A 13,008-nucleotide genomic window follows, 5' to 3' on the forward strand; every position below is an offset into this window, starting at 1 on the left:
GCGCTCAGGACGACGCCCGCCTATGGGCGACCGGCGAACGCGGTGGCGGCTAGGCTGTCCGGCATGGCGACCAGGGCGACGACCGGCCGCAGACTGCCGCTGACCGCGGGCGCGCTGCTGGTGGGCGACACGGTGTTCCAGCACACCTCCGTCCGCGGCGACACCCCGCCCGAGCTGCACTCGCTGATCCGCCGGTTCCTGCACGAGCTGCCGGTCGAGTCGCGGGAGCGCTACGCCGGCTACTGCGCGGAGATCGTCCTCATCTCCGACCGCCTGCACGAGGCCGAGCGCCTCTTCGGCGGCGCGCCGCTGACCCCCGCGGCCGCGCGGGCCGAGCTGTGGGGCGCGCGCCTGTCGCTCGTCCACATCCGCGAAAAGGGCGACCCCGTGCACGGGCAACCGGCCCGGCCGTGCCGCGCCTGCGCCGCGCTGCTCGACTGGCTGGGGATCGAGGTGGGGGACTCATGAGCGGTCCGGAGCGGAGCGGAGGGGCCGGTCATCATGGGCGCAGTTTCGTCATGTCGGCACCGGAGCTTGCGGAGGTGGCGGCATGAGCGGTCCGGAGCGGAGCGGAGGGGCCGGTCATCATGGGCGCAGTTTCGTCATGTCGGCACCGGAGCTTGCGGAGGTGACGGCATGAGCGCGCCGGGCCGTTTCCCTCCCGACGTCGAGACGGCGCTGCGGGAGGCCGGGTGGGAGCCCGGCCGCGACGTGCTGCCCCGCGCCCGCATGTGGGGCCTCGCGCTCGCCTCCCACGCCTCGCCCTCCGGGCACCAGCACACCGTGGTCCCCGCCGCCCTGGCCGCGCTCGCGGAGTTCGGCGGGCTCACGGTCCGCGCCGAGGGCGACGGCGCCGAGGTCGCCCGCACCGGCATCGTCTTCGACCCGCTGCGCGGCCTGCACGCCGCCTCGACCCTGGCCGAGCTCGGCGAGCTGGTCCGGTCGCGGCTGACCCCGATCGGCGAGCAGGACGACGGCGCCGGGCTGCTCGCCGTCGACGAGCGGGGCCGCGTGTTCGTGCTCGACCACACCGCCGACTGGTACGCCGGCGCCTCCCTCGACGAGGCGATCGCCACGCTGCTGGGCGGCCGCCTCCCGGCCCGCATCGCCGACGACGGCACCTGGTCATGACGCTGCCGGGCTACGAGCAGTGGCGGCCGAGCACCGAGGCCGAGGAGGCGATGGCCGCGGCCGTCGCGGCGGGGGACGAGATCGCGTACTGCAAGGCCCTGTCCGACGAGGCGCTGTACGTGCCGATCAGCCCGGCCGCGGCCGCCGGGCGCGAGCCGGTGACCCTGGCGACGTCCCCGGCCGGCGGCGTGACCTACGTGCTGGCGTGGACCTCCGGCGCCGCCCTGCCGCCCGAGATCCCGTACGTGCGCCGCACCCCGCTGTTCGAGGTCGTGCACGCCATCCAGGAGCGCGGCTGGGGCATCGCCGTCGACCCGGGGCTGCCGCTGCAGGCGTTCCTGTCGCCGGAGGCGGTGCGGACCCTGCCGCCGTGGGAGCCGCAGTGGTGGCCGCTGGACGACGCGCTGCGCCGGGCCGTGCTGGCCGAGGACCGGGAGGCGTACATGGCCGCCCTCCTCGAGGCCCATCTGCTCCTGCCGCTGCCGACCGAGCAGGAGCTCGCCGAGGCCAACCCGCAGCCGGACCCGGACGACCCGGAGGCGGCCTACTGGACCGTGGTCCGCACCGACCGGATCGTGCCCAGCATCTCCCGCGACGTCACCGACCCCGAGTTCCCCTGGTGGCGCACCGAGCTGGTCGACGGCCGGGAGGTCGTCTTCGCCTTCACGTCGGTGGCGCACCTGCAGGCCGAGCTCGGCGACCGCGAGTGGGTCGCGGTGCCGTTCATCGACATCGTGGTCGCCTGGCCGGAGAGCTCGGGGGAGGGCGGCGCGGCGCTGCGGCTCAACCCGGGCGGCACGAACGGCATGGAGCTCCCGCACGACGCGCTGGCCGAGATGTACCGGCTGTTCCTCGTGGCCATGCAGGAGCGGAACCGGCCGCGCGACGACGGCTGAGGCTCACCGCTGCGGCGGTCCGTGGTACTGCTGCTCGACGCTGGTGGGGGAGAGCCAGACGTACCGGTTGGCGCCGCTGCCCATGAGCGCGAGCATCTCCGGCGTCATCTCCTGCAGCAGGCCGGCGCCGCTCTCCGTGAGGTTGAGCGCCGAGCCCGCCACCGCGGCCTCCTGCCGGTTGAGCTTCTGCAGCATCACCAGGTTGCAGCCCTGCAGCGTGTGCGCGTGCTCGGCGCCGAGCTTGCGCACCACCGTCACCTGCGTCTGCCACGGGCCCAGCTCGGGGCGGGCGCCGAAGCCGACCTGGCTGACGTCGGTCACGATCAGCAGCGGCTGGCGGGCGCTGGCGGGGGCCGCGGGCGGGCGCGGGTCGTTCCACAGCACCAGCCGGTCGTTGAGGCCGGTCGCCCACTCGCCGAGCCCCTGCCACGGGCGCGGGTCGCCGGTCATCACGATCACGCGGGCGCCCAGGGCAAGGGTCCGGAACACCAGGAGCCGCTGCGCCCACAGCCCGCCGACCAGGGTCACCCGGGTCGACTCGGCGCGGAACAGCCGGATCGGCACCGGCTGGCGCTGGTAGTCCACGCCGAGCATCAGGCCGGTCGCGCCCGTGCCGCCGCGCATCTGCTTCAGCGCCGCCGCGTTCACGTCGTGCCAGCCCACGTGCAGCCGCGGCAGGCTCGGGGCGAGGGGCTTGCCGAGCCGGCGGGGGGCGGCCTGGGCGCGCGGCGGCGGGCCGGTCGGGCCCTCCTGCCGGATCGCGAGGTCCTCGGGGCGGGCCTGCACCGGGCCGGCCGCCTGGCGCTGGGCGGTGCCGGGCGCCGCGGCCGCCGCCTGGGCCTGCTGCCAGGGCAGGCTGGGCGCGGCGGAGCGCGACAGCGAGGTCTCGAGGTCGAACTGCGGCGGTGCGGCGGCCGGGCGCACCTCGGTCGTCACGTGCTCGCGGCCGGTCGGCCTGGCCTGCTGCGGTACGACGGCGGCCCGCGCCTGGGCGGCCTGCGCCTGCTGCGCCTGGTGGGCCTGCGCCTGTTGGGCCTGCGCCTGAGCTTGAGCCTGCGCCTGAGCTTGAGCTTGAGCTTGCGCCAGAGCTTGCGCCTGGGCGGCGTAGGCGGCCTGGGCCTGCGCGTGGGCCGCGGCCTCCGCCTGGGCCTGCGCGTACGCCTGGGCCTGGGCCTGGGCGGCCTGCGCGGCCTGGAGCTGCGCCGCGTACGCCGCGGCCGCCTGGGCCTGCGCCGGGTCGGCCGCGTACTGGGCCGGCTGCGCGGGGATCTGCGGCTGGGCCGGGACCTGGGCCCGGCCGGCGGCGCCGCGGTAGAAGCCGAGCTGCTCCGGGGGCGGCTCGGCGCTGTGCCGCCCGCGCTGCTCCTCGGGCGGCTCGCGGTCGGCCGGCGGCTGCTGCGGGTGGCTCACTTGGCACCGCCACCGGTCGGGGCGCACGCGTAGATGCCCGGCCCGTGCTCGCCGTCGAGGCGCACGAGCTCGGCGTGGGCGGCCGTCGCGGCCTCCGTCACCGCGCGGGCCGAGGGCTCCAGGGCGGCGGCCGGCGCCGAGACGCGCACCAGGCCGCGCAGCGCCAGCCCCTCGCCGTCGCGGGTCAGCACCAGCGAGGTCGCCGACGAGGCCGACGGCAGCGAGATCAGGTGCTCCAGCAGCGCCGAGGTGTTCTCGAGCCGGGGCCAGGTCCGCAGCCAGAAGACGTTGTGGGAGAGCTCACCCGAGCGCCAGGCGGTCCACTCCTCCTGCGGCCGCCAGGCCTCGCCGGGCGCGTCCGGGTCGAGCTCGCAGGCCCGGGTCAGGGCGTCGGTGAGCTCGTCGCCGGTGAGGATGCGGTGCTCGAGGCCGGCGTCGCGCAGCAGCCGGCCGACCTTGCGTATCAGCGAGCCGACGAGCGCGGGCGCGTGTTCGGCGTCGTAGCTGCCGGCCATGCCGACCTCGGCGCGGGAGCGGGCCTCGAGCCGGACCGCGACCCACGTGGTGCGCTCGGCCGGCAGCGCGGGGCCGGGCTGCAGGTGCTGCAGGTCGCGGTAGGAGCGCGCGGCGAACTGGTTGTTGTCGACCCGCTGCCACGGCGCGGGGACGCTGACGGTGCTGACCTGGACGACCGCGCCAGGGTGCTCGGCCTCGTCCAGCACGCGGGCGAGGAGATCCAGCGGTACCCCCGGCTCGGCATCTCCGCGCATGGACGTCTCGGCGCCGACGACGGCCGCGGCGTACCAACCGGCGGCGTCGCACCCGATGCCGATCTTGGGGGCCTCGGCGGTCGCGCCGGTCACCTCCCGGACCAGCATCCCGGGCGCGAGGGTGCGCAGCATCACCAGGCGGCGGTCGGGCTCGGGGCTCGGGTCGGGCGCGGCCCGGCGCCGGCGGTCGTGCTCGCGCGACATCGCGCGCCGCTCCAGCCACCAGCGGCCGCGGCTGCGCAGCAGGGCCACGAGGAGGACGGCGAGCCCGAGCGCGCCGGCGATCCCGGTGACCACGGGGCCCCGCGGCAGCACGGCCGCGATCGCGAACAGGACGGCCTCGACCAGCACCAGGCGCCCGATGTGGACGCCGCCGACGTATCCGGCCCGGCGCCGCAGCTGCGGCCGGTCGGCCGCGGCCTCGGGCGCCCCGGCCGGTCGGCTCGGGCCGCGTCCGTCGGACCGCACGGCGGGGCGGGCGCCGCCCCGCGCGGACACGGGCGCTTGTGTCATCAGGCCGGCACCCCCGTAGCTCGAGCCGTTCAACTAGCCGTTCGGGATCGCAGCTTACCTATCCCGCTCACCCTATGGCGGCAGGCTGGACAGCCTACCGCGTCACCCTTTCATCATCCCCCCACGCGGGCCGATCGCGATCACCGGCGGACCACTCTGTGCGTAATCCGCCAGCCGGCGTCCACCCGCGCCACGGTGTCCTCGTACGTCACGCTGCCCACGGTGCCGTCCCGCCGGACGCCGAGGCCCTTGGACAGCGCCCGCACCGATCCGTCGGCGGCCTCGGTGAGCACGATGTTTGTCACGTGGTGGGCGACCGGGTTCGCGTCGCCCAGCGCCTCGGCCGCGGCCCGGGCCGCGGCCAGCCCGTGCAGCACCCCGCCGCCGAGGTCGCTCACGTCGTAGGGCACGTCCTCGGTGAACACGGCGGTCAGCCCCTCGTGGTCGCCGGCGTCGACCAGGTGCCCGTGCCGGTTGATGAGGTCGGTGATGGCGATGCGGTCCTCGGCGGTCAGGGCCATGAGCGCTCCTCGGCTAAGTGGGGATCTCCCCGTTTACACGCTCGCGTAGCATAAGCGGGGATGTCCCCGATTAGCCAGCGCGCCGACGCGTCCCGCAATGCGGCCCGCCTCCTCGCCGCCGCCCGCGCGCTCGTCGCCGAGGCCGGCAACGAGGTGGCGCTGGACGAGGTCGCCCGGCGGGCCGGTGTCGGCAATGCGACGCTGTACCGCCACTTCCCGACCCGCGGCGACCTGCTCGTGGCCGTCTACGCCGACGAGGTCGCGGCCCTGTGCCGGCGGGGCGAGCAGCTGCGCGGGGCCGGGGACCCGCTCGCCGCCCTGTTCGCCTGGCTCGACGACTTCGTCGAGCACGTCGCGACCAAGCGCCCGCTCGCCCTGGCCGCGACCGAGGGGCCGACCGGGCGCCGGACCACGTTGTTCGACGAGTGGCACGCGTCGGTGAACGCGGCCGCGGCCGGCCTGTTCGAGCTCGCCGCGCCCCGGCTGCGCCCCAGCGTCACCGCGCTCGACCTGCTCACCGTCGCCGCGGGCGCGGCCGTCACCGCGGCCGATGCCGCCCACGCCCGGCGGCTCGTCGGGCTCATCCGCGACGGAGTCACCGCTCCGGGTGAGGGTTGAGCGGCGGCGAACGGGCACAGGCGCGTCATGCCAGCCACCAAGAAGAAAAGCAGCCAGGCCGCCAGCCAGCCCTGGCTGCACCAGCAGGGCCACGAGATCCAGCGCTTCGGCCAGCTGCGCCAGTTCCCGGTCGCGCTGTCCTACGAATCCCGGATGTACTCGTGCGAACGGCTCAACCAGGTGCTCGCCGACACCCAGATCCTCTACGCGCTCTACAAGAAGCACCACTGGCTCATGCGCGGCCCGACGTTCTACCAGCTCCACCTGCTGCTGGACAAGCACGCCGACGAGCAGATCGAGCTCGTCGACACCCTGGCCGAGCGGGTGCAGACGCTGGGCGGCATCGCGGTCGGGGACCCGCGGCACGTGGCCGAGCTGACCCGGGTACCGCGGCCGCCGGACGGTGCCGAGGAGGTCCCGGCGATGCTCTCCCGGCTCCTGGAGGCGCACGAGATGATCCTGCAGGAAACCCACGACGCCGCGGCCCGGGTCATGGAGCAGGGCGACGACGGCACCAACGACCTGCTCGTCTCCGACATCATCCGCACCAACGAGCTGCAGGCCTGGTTCCTGGCCGAGCACCTGGTCGACACCCCCCTCGTGCGGACCGAGGAGGAGGCGAGGGCAGCCGCCAACGGGCGGCGTTGATGGGAGGCGTTACCGTGTCGGCGTGACGAGGCATATCGAGTCGCAGCTGGGCGTCGACCTGGGCACCACCCACACGGTCGCCGCGCTGACCGCCGCCGACGGTCGAAGCCAGCCGCTGCTGTTCGACGCCAGCTTCCTGCTGCCGTCGTCGGTGTACGCCGAGGTCGACGGGCACCTGCTCGTCGGCAGGGACGCCGAGCGCAGTGCCCGGCTCGACCCGTCCCGCTTCGAGCCCAACCCCAAGCGGCGCGTCGACGACGGCACGGTGCTGCTGGGCCAGCGCGAGTACGCCGTCTCCGACCTGCTCGCCGCGCTGCTGCGGCGCACCGCCGACGAGGCGTCGCGGGTGCTGGGGATCATGCCGGTGCGCACCGTGCTGACCTATCCGGCGAACTGGGCGACCCACCGCCGCTCGGTGCTGGCCGACGCGGCGGCCCGGGCCGGCATGCCGTCGCCGATCCTGGTGCCGGAGCCGATCGCGGCCGCCGCGTACTTCACCAGCATCCTCGGGCGCAACATCGTGCCCGGCGGGGTGCTGGTGGTGTACGACTTCGGCGGCGGCACCTTCGACACGACGATCCTGCGGCGCCGCCCCGACGGCGGCTGGGACGTGCTGGCCAGCGACGGCCTGCCCGACGTCGGCGGGGTCGACCTCGACGCCGCGATCATCGGCCACCTGGGCCAGTCGCTCACCGCGAGCGACCCGGAGCGCTGGCGGCAGCTGGTGGAGCCCGCCGACGACGCCGGCCGGCGCCGCCACCACCTGCTGCGCGAGGACGTGCGCTCGGCCAAGGAGCAGCTCTCGCGCTCCTCGACGGCGAGCGTGCACCTGCCGGTGTTCGAGACCGATATCCACATCACGCGCTCGGAGTTCGAGCAGCTGTCCCGCTCGTACCTGCAGCGCACCGTCGACCTCACCGCGAGCACCCTGCAGCGGGCCGGCGTGCGCACCGACCAGATCGGCGGCCTGTTCCTCGTCGGCGGCTCCAGCCGCATCCCGATGGTCAGCACGCTGCTGCACCAGCGGCTCGGCGTGGCCCCGACGCTGATCGAGCAGCCCGAGCTCGTGGTGGCCCTCGGCAGCGTGCTCGCCGCGATGCCCGCGCGCCCGGCCGCGTTCCCGCAGGGCGCGCCGCCGCCCGGCCCGCGCCCGCCGATGATGGGCGCCCCGATGCCGCCGATGCCGATGCAGCCGCCGAACGCCCCGGTCTCCGGCCCGGCGCCGATTCCCGTCTCGGGCCCCGGAATGTCCACCGTGCCGACCTCGGCCCCGGTGCCGGGGCCGGTCTCGCCCGCCGCCTTCCAGTCGGCGGCCACCCCGCAGTCGCCGCCGACGAGCGGCCCGCCGATGGGTGGACCGCCGATGAGCGGGCCCCCGATGAGCGGCCCGCCGATGGGTGGGCCGCCGAACCGGACCGCGGTGTTCGGGGCGCCGCCCCCGGTCGCGCCGCCGTTCCGGCCCGTCGCGCCGCCGCGCCCGGGCGGGGGGAGCAAGACCGGGCTGCTCGTGCTCATCGTCGTGGGCGCCGTGCTGCTGCTCGGCGTCGGCGGCGCGGTCGCCTGGAACGCCGTCGGCAACAACAAGCCCGACACCGACCGGACCGGCACCGCCGGCGCCGGGAGCCGCGGCAACGGCGCCAACGCGGGCAACGGCGGCAACGGGGCCGACGGCGGGGCGGCCCCGACCGGCAACGCCAAGCCCGGCGCGGCCCAGCAGACCGTCGCCGTGAACAAGACGATCTGGTACAGCCAGTTCAAGGTGACCGTGAACAAGGTCGTCTACGACGCCAAGGACGAGAACCAGCCGAAGCTGTCGGCCGAGGTCGTGGTCGAGAACCTGGGCTCGGACAACGACCGGCCGTACCTGCCGACGGTGTTCAACGTCGGCGGGCAGCAGTACACCAGCAGCTTCCGCGAGAACACCACCGTCGCCGGCGGGCAGAAGAGCAACTACAACCTCGACTTCGCCATCTACGACCCGCTGAAGGTCAGCATCGCCACCGGCGAGCTCATCTTCGGCGAGGCCGACCGCGAGCAGCCGAAGATCTCGCTGGCTACCGGGGACGTCAACGCGTACGAGCCGGTCAACCTGGTCAAGGACAAGACCGTGACGGTGCACGATGTGACCGCCACGTTCACCTCGTGCGACCTGCGCGGCGGCTTCTACGACTACAACGGGCAGGCGAAGAAGGGCTACCGCGTGGTGATGTGCAAGGTCGACATCCAGTACACCGGCAAGTCCAGCGAGTACGTCGGCCAGGAGCACTTCCGCCTCGGCGCGCCGGACAACACCGAAGTCGGCCCGGACACGGCGCCGAACGAGGCGCTGTCGGGCGGGCAGAAGGCGGTCGGCACGGACCTCGCGTTCCAGGTCAAGAAGGATCTGTCGGGCACGTACAAGCTGCGCCTGGTCGACCTCGGCGACCACAAGGACCGCCAGGCCGGCGACGTCGCCGAGGTCGACCTCGTACTGAAGTAGCTAGCGGGCGCCGCCGTTGACGTAGAGGGTCTGGCCGGAGACGTAGGAGGCCTCGTCGCTGGCCAGGAACGCGATGACGGCGGCGACCTCCTCCGGCTGCCCGACCCGGCGCAGCGGCGTGCGCTCGGCCACCATCGCCTGGTGCTCCTCGGCGGTGCTGCCGACCCGCTCGGCGGTGGCCGCGGTCATCGGGGTGGCGATGTAGCCGGGCGCGACCGCGTTCACGGTGATGTCGTACGGCCCCAGCTCGATCGCCAGCGTCGCGGTGAGCCCCTGCACGCCCGCCTTCGCCGCGGCGTAGTTGACCTGGCCGCGGTTGCCCAGCGCCGAGCGGCTGCTGAGGTTGACGATCCGGCCGTACCGCGCCGGCACCATCACCTTCTGGGCCGCCTGGCAGCACAGGAACATGCTGGTCAGGTTGGTGTTGAGCACCGCCTGCCACTCGTCGAACGGCATCTTGAACAGCAGGTTGTCCCGCGTGATCCCGGCGTTGTTGACCAGGATGTCGATGCGGCCGATGCCGGCGAACACCTCGTCGACCTGCGCCCGGTCGGTGACGTCGCACGCCACGACGCCGTCGCCGCCCTTGAGGTCGAGCACCACCACCTCGGCGCCCTGCTCGCGCAGCAGCGCCGCGGTGGCCGCCCCGATGCCCTGCGCGCCGCCGGTGACGACGGCCGTCCTGCCCTCGAATCGCATCTCAGACCCTTTCCCCAAGATCATCTTTCTACAAGGACCGCGGAACCCTGCCCCACCCCAACGCACATCGTCGCCAGCCCGCGGGATTCGCCCGTGCGCCGCAGCCGGTGCAGCAGCGTCGTGAGAATCCGCGCGCCCGAACAGCCCAGCGGGTGCCCGATCGCGATCGCCCCGCCGTCCGGATTGATCATCTCCGGGTCGAGCCCGAGCTCGCCGGCGCACGCGAGCACCTGGGCCGCGAAGGCCTCGTTGAGCTCGGCCTGGGCCACGTCGCCGATGCTCCAGCCGGCCCGGGCGAGCGCCTTGCGGGTCGCCGGCACCGGCCCGACGCCCATCACGTCCGGGTGCACGCCGGCGGAGGCGCCGGCCACGTACCGGCCCAGCGGTTCGAGGCCGGACTCCTCCAGGAAGTCCTCGCTGACCAGCAGCAGCCCGGCCGCGCCGTCGTTGAGCGGCGAGGAGTTGCCCGCGGTCACGGTGCCGCCGGCGCGGAACACCGGCTTGAGCTTGGCCAGCTTCTCCAGGCTGGTGTCGGCGCGGATGCCCTCGTCGGCCCCGACCCCCTCGACCGGCAGCAGCTCGGCCGCGAAGTGGCCGTTCTTCGTCGCCTCCGCGGCCCGCTGGTGGCTGCGCAGCGCGAACGCGTCCTGGCGCTCGCGGCCGATGCCGTACCGCGCGGCGACCTCCTCGGCCGTCTCGCCCATGCTCAGCAGCCCGTGCAGCTCCTGCATGCGCGGGTTGACCAGCCGCCAGCCGAGCCGCGTGTCGGCGATGGACATCGTGTGCGGCAGGGCGTCCTCGGGCCGCGGCAGCACGAACGGCGCCCGGCTCATCGACTCCGACCCGCCGGCCACGACGACGTCGGCCTCGCCCGCGGCGATGGTGCGGGCCGCGATCGTGACCGCCTCCATCCCGGAGGCGCAGAGCCGGTTGACGGTCGCGCCCGGCACGCTGTCCGGCAGACCCGCCAGCAGTACCGCCATCCGCGCCACGTTCCGGTTGTCCTCGCCGGCCTGGTTGGCCGCGCCCCAGTAGACCTCGTCGACGCGCGCCGGGTCGATGTCCGACACCAGCTCCCTGACCACGGCCGCGGCGAGGTCGTCGGGCCGCACGTGGGACAGCGCCCCACGCAGCCTCCCGATCGGCGTACGCCGGGCGGCGGCAAAGTACACGGTTCGCATGCCCCTAAAACTAACACTGTTAGTCGCCCCGGGACCCCATGAAGCGTCTCGTTCTCGCGATCGTCGTGCTCCTGGCCGGCTGCGGCGCGGAGGTGGCCGGCGAGCCGCCCGCGTCGTACGCGCCGGACGAGCTGGTGCTGCAGGATGCGCACGTCCGCCGGCCTGGTCCCGGTCGAGACGCTGGTGACCGGCGTGCCGGAGATCAGCGTGTACGGCGACGGCCGCGTCATCACCTCGGGCGCCGCGTCCCACCGCTACCCGGGCCCGGCCGTGCCGAACCTGGAGGTGCGCCGCACCACCCCGCAGGGTACGAGAGGTTACGTCGGTTCTGAGCCCTGCACGGCCCGCCACAGCCAGGCGTCCGAGTTGCGGCGCGAGAGCAGGCCCGTGATGCGGTACGCGAACTGCTCCACCGCCCCGTCCGGGCCGTGCTCCGCGCCGTCCGCCTCGGCGATGACGAAAGCGCCGCCCGGCAGGGTGTGCACCGTGGCCGAGGTTGCCTGCCAGGTGTACGCCGCGGGCCGTGCGAAGAGACCGGTCAGGAGGTCCCGCACGGCGTCGCGGCCCGTTGCGCACTCGCCGGCCTCGGAGCCGACGTACGTGATGTCGTCGTCGGGAACGAAGCAGGCCATCGAGCCGTCCAGGTCGCGGGTCAGGAACGCCCGGCCCAGGCGGTCGACCAATTCGACCACGTCGCTCATGTCGGGACCACCAACTGTTTCGGCGAGCGCATGCCCGGCAGGTACAAGAATGCCAGCGTCACCGCGGCCCCGAGCACACCCGCGCCGATGAGGGTGGTCTGCACGCCGATCGCGGTCGCGACGGGCGCGGCCATGGCGTAGCTCAGCGGTACCAGCGCGATCGAGATGAGCCAGTCGACCGACGAGACGCGGCCCATGAGCTCCTCCGGGACCAGCCGCTGCTTGGCGGTCGCCCAGGCGATCGTGCCGGGCCGCCTCCAGGCCGTTGACCAGCGCGCACGAGATGGCGAGCTGCCACGACGCCGTGGCCAGGCCGTAGCCCGCGACCGCGAGGGTCGCGAGCGTCCAGGTGATGTAGATGAAGCGCATGTACTCCCGCGGTACCCCGCGCTGGCCGACGATCAGGGCCGCCGCGACGGCGCCGAGACCGCCGCTGGCCAGGACCAGGCCGAGGTCGCCCGCGGTGCCGTGCAGCTCGTGCTTGACCACGAACGGCAGCAGTACCTCGGTGGGGCCGATGAAGAGCAGGTACGCGAAGGTGGCGGCGACGAACGTGCCCCACAGCCAGACGTTGCCGCGCACGTAGTTCAGGCCGGCCTTGAACTCCTCCCACACCGAGCTCTCCGGCGCGTCCGACGGCTCCGTTGCCGTGGCCCGCGAGGTTGCCGTGGCCGGCGAGGTTGCCGTGACCCGCGAGGTTGCCGTGACCCGCGAGGTTGCCGTGACCCGCGAGGTTGCCGTGGCCCGGGAGCGCATCAGCAGCAGGCACGTCGCCGAGACCGCGAACGTCGCGGCGTCCACCGCGAAGGCCAGCCCGCTGCCGCCCACGGCGATGAGGACGCCGCCCAGCGACGGCCGGCCATCTGCAGGGCCGCGGGGCGGACGAACTGGTCCAGCGCGTTGGCCTGGACCAGCTCGTCCTCGTCCACCAGGGTCGGCACCAGCCCGTCGAACGCCGGGCCGAAGAAGCCCGACGCCGCCCCGTAGACCGCCACCAGCGCCACGATCTGCCACACCTGCACCTGGCCGGTGAGGCTGAGCGCGGCGAGGACCGTCAGGCCGCCGGCGAGCAGGGGGTACATCGCCAGGTACAGCACGTCGTTGACCGAGGGGAACGGGTTCTCGAGGCCGAAGACGTCGGTGAGCAGGTTGTACAGGAAGTCGCCGGCGCCGAAGCAGGCCAGCGCGGCGGCGAGCAGGAGCCACGGCCAGCGGCGGCTGGGCTTGTGCACCGCGACGCCCACGACGACCCCGGCCACGCTGGACAGGCCGATGGCGCCCCACCAGACCATGTGCTCCTCGGGCCAGAGGTAGAACGCCACGGTGAGCAGCGCCATCCAGATCGCGAACCAGGCGCTGATCTTGCTCTTCACCACTGGGTCCGCCTCCTTCCTGCTCACGATCGGGCTCTTGCGAAATCCCAGATCGGTCACGTGGAGGG

The 13,008-nt window shown here is 74.2% G+C and carries 13 protein-coding genes; 6 read left to right on the forward strand and 7 right to left on the reverse strand.

Translation table 11 applies throughout. The features are described 5' to 3' along the window. Window positions 1–63: 63 nt before the first annotated feature. The 3 genes from ACPPVO_RS05890 to ACPPVO_RS05900 all read left to right on the forward strand — a co-directional run bounded on the left by ACPPVO_RS05890 (window position 64) and on the right by ACPPVO_RS05900 (window position 2,027). Window positions 64–468, forward strand: coding sequence for a YwqJ-related putative deaminase (locus ACPPVO_RS05890; protein ID WP_426510247.1), 405 nt, complete (start codon window positions 64–66; stop codon window positions 466–468). A 168-nt stretch (window positions 469–636) separates the two neighbouring features. Further along, window positions 637–1,131: an SUKH-3 domain-containing protein gene (locus tag ACPPVO_RS05895; RefSeq protein WP_426510248.1), complete on the forward strand. Its 495-nt coding sequence runs from the start codon at window positions 637–639 to the stop codon at window positions 1,129–1,131. Beyond that, a complete protein-coding gene (locus tag ACPPVO_RS05900) occupies window positions 1,128–2,027 on the forward strand; it encodes an SseB family protein (protein ID WP_426510249.1) in 900 nt (299 codons plus the stop codon). The genes ACPPVO_RS05895 and ACPPVO_RS05900 overlap by 4 nt, the downstream gene beginning before the upstream one ends. A 3-nt stretch (window positions 2,028–2,030) precedes the next feature. On the opposite strand, the gene ACPPVO_RS05905 is transcribed toward ACPPVO_RS05900, so the two are convergent. The 3 genes from ACPPVO_RS05905 to ACPPVO_RS05915 all read right to left on the reverse strand — a co-directional run bounded on the left by ACPPVO_RS05905 (window position 2,031) and on the right by ACPPVO_RS05915 (window position 5,241). Further along, window positions 2,031–3,437 carry a hypothetical protein gene (locus ACPPVO_RS05905; protein ID WP_426510250.1) on the reverse strand — a complete coding sequence of 469 codons (1,407 nt, stop codon included), beginning with the start codon at window positions 3,435–3,437 and terminating at the stop codon, window positions 2,031–2,033. Continuing rightward, complete coding sequence (locus tag ACPPVO_RS05910) at window positions 3,434–4,720, reverse strand: type VII secretion protein EccE (RefSeq protein WP_426510251.1); 1,287 nt, start codon at window positions 4,718–4,720, stop codon at window positions 3,434–3,436. Before ACPPVO_RS05910 ends, ACPPVO_RS05905 begins: the two co-directional genes overlap by 4 nt. Before the next feature lie 140 nt (window positions 4,721–4,860). Further along, a complete protein-coding gene (locus ACPPVO_RS05915) occupies window positions 4,861–5,241 on the reverse strand; it encodes a nuclear transport factor 2 family protein (RefSeq protein WP_426510252.1) in 381 nt (126 codons plus the stop codon). Between the two features lie 60 nt (window positions 5,242–5,301). Here ACPPVO_RS05915 and ACPPVO_RS05920 point away from each other — a divergent pair, with 60 nt between their 5' ends. The 3 genes from ACPPVO_RS05920 to ACPPVO_RS05930 are packed head-to-tail and all read left to right on the forward strand — an operon-like array spanning window position 5,302 to window position 8,986. Beyond that, window positions 5,302–5,859: a TetR/AcrR family transcriptional regulator gene (locus tag ACPPVO_RS05920; protein ID WP_426510253.1), complete on the forward strand. Its 558-nt coding sequence runs from the start codon at window positions 5,302–5,304 to the stop codon at window positions 5,857–5,859. Window positions 5,860–5,886: 27 nt separating this feature from the next. Next, on the forward strand, window positions 5,887–6,507 hold the full coding sequence (locus tag ACPPVO_RS05925) for a Dps family protein (RefSeq protein WP_426510254.1): 621 nt from the start codon (window positions 5,887–5,889) through the stop codon (window positions 6,505–6,507). A gap of 22 nt (window positions 6,508–6,529) precedes the next feature. Beyond that, on the forward strand, window positions 6,530–8,986 hold the full coding sequence (locus ACPPVO_RS05930) for an Hsp70 family protein (RefSeq protein ID WP_426510255.1): 2,457 nt from the start codon (window positions 6,530–6,532) through the stop codon (window positions 8,984–8,986). Here the strand turns inward: ACPPVO_RS05930 and fabG are convergent, their stop codons facing one another. From fabG to ACPPVO_RS05950, 4 genes are all read right to left on the reverse strand, one after another. Then, window positions 8,987–9,685: a 3-oxoacyl-ACP reductase FabG gene (gene fabG / locus ACPPVO_RS05935; protein ID WP_426510256.1), complete on the reverse strand. Its 699-nt coding sequence runs from the start codon at window positions 9,683–9,685 to the stop codon at window positions 8,987–8,989. A gap of 20 nt (window positions 9,686–9,705) precedes the next feature. Continuing rightward, on the reverse strand, window positions 9,706–10,866 hold the full coding sequence (locus ACPPVO_RS05940; RefSeq protein ID WP_426510257.1) for a thiolase family protein: 1,161 nt from the start codon (window positions 10,864–10,866) through the stop codon (window positions 9,706–9,708). A 317-nt stretch (window positions 10,867–11,183) separates the two neighbouring features. Then, complete coding sequence (locus tag ACPPVO_RS05945) at window positions 11,184–12,395, reverse strand: nuclear transport factor 2 family protein (RefSeq protein ID WP_426510258.1); 1,212 nt, start codon at window positions 12,393–12,395, stop codon at window positions 11,184–11,186. Continuing rightward, complete coding sequence (locus ACPPVO_RS05950) at window positions 12,323–12,967, reverse strand: hypothetical protein (protein ID WP_426510259.1); 645 nt, start codon at window positions 12,965–12,967, stop codon at window positions 12,323–12,325. Before ACPPVO_RS05950 ends, ACPPVO_RS05945 begins: the two co-directional genes overlap by 73 nt. Between the last annotated feature and the right edge of the window lie 41 nt (window positions 12,968–13,008).

The organism is Dactylosporangium sp. McL0621 (genome assembly GCF_049995355.1).
Classification (GTDB): Bacteria; Actinomycetota; Actinomycetes; order Mycobacteriales; family Micromonosporaceae; genus Dactylosporangium.

Coding starts and splice junctions, on each gene's coding strand:
- ACPPVO_RS05925 (WP_426510254.1), top strand. CDS start 5,887: ATGCCAGCCACCAAGAAGAAAAGCAGCCAGGCCGCCAGCCAGCCCTGG.
- ACPPVO_RS05910 (WP_426510251.1), bottom strand. CDS start 4,720: ATGACACAAGCGCCCGTGTCCGCGCGGGGCGGCGCCCGCCCCGCCGTG.
- ACPPVO_RS05900 (WP_426510249.1), top strand. CDS start 1,128: ATGACGCTGCCGGGCTACGAGCAGTGGCGGCCGAGCACCGAGGCCGAG.
- ACPPVO_RS05890 (WP_426510247.1), top strand. CDS start 64: ATGGCGACCAGGGCGACGACCGGCCGCAGACTGCCGCTGACCGCGGGC.
- ACPPVO_RS05915 (WP_426510252.1), bottom strand. CDS start 5,241: ATGGCCCTGACCGCCGAGGACCGCATCGCCATCACCGACCTCATCAAC.
- ACPPVO_RS05940 (WP_426510257.1), bottom strand. CDS start 10,866: ATGCGAACCGTGTACTTTGCCGCCGCCCGGCGTACGCCGATCGGGAGG.
- ACPPVO_RS05920 (WP_426510253.1), top strand. CDS start 5,302: ATGTCCCCGATTAGCCAGCGCGCCGACGCGTCCCGCAATGCGGCCCGC.
- fabG (WP_426510256.1), bottom strand. CDS start 9,685: ATGCGATTCGAGGGCAGGACGGCCGTCGTCACCGGCGGCGCGCAGGGC.
- ACPPVO_RS05895 (WP_426510248.1), top strand. CDS start 637: ATGAGCGCGCCGGGCCGTTTCCCTCCCGACGTCGAGACGGCGCTGCGG.